Genomic DNA, 467 nt, shown 5'->3' with positions numbered 1-467 from the left:
CATTCCGGATGGAAGGTTTTGCCATTGGCGGTGCTGTAAGAATAAGAAGCAGCCCAGTAATCGCCAAAGCCTTCACCCATACCGCCGGTATCACCACCGGTCCAGCTATTGTTGATGTTGTACTGGATGCCGTGACCATATTCATGCAGGATCACGCCCACGTCTTCGCTATCATTGACACAACCATGACCGAAGGCCAGGTAATCCTTGCCGGCTGCCGCAGGCTGGTAATGGGAATTGTCATCACCATTCACACCGTCGGTATCCACATTCAGCGGACGGTTGATGATGGATTTGGAACCGGTGAAACCCAGCGACTGGATATAGCGCTGATTCTGATCCAGGTGGAAGTAAACGTTGGTGTCGTCAAATGCATTATTGCCGCGTTTGGCTGTCCACACGCCATTGGTGGTGGTGCTAGGTGCGGTATTTGGCGCTTCGATATCGGTGATGTTCACGAAAGGACC

1 pseudogene is annotated in these 467 nt (G+C 52.2%); it reads right to left on the bottom strand.

Features of this window, described 5'->3' with window-relative positions:
- Window positions 1-467: pseudogene (locus KDM89_RS19675) on the bottom strand (hypothetical protein); the annotation flags it as partial.

The sequence above is a fragment of the Cognatundibacterium luofuense genome, assembly GCF_018139685.1.
In the GTDB taxonomy this organism is placed as follows: Bacteria; Pseudomonadota; Gammaproteobacteria; order Burkholderiales; family Burkholderiaceae_D; genus Undibacterium; species Undibacterium luofuense.
This window is presented reverse-complemented; position numbering and strand designations above follow the sequence as displayed.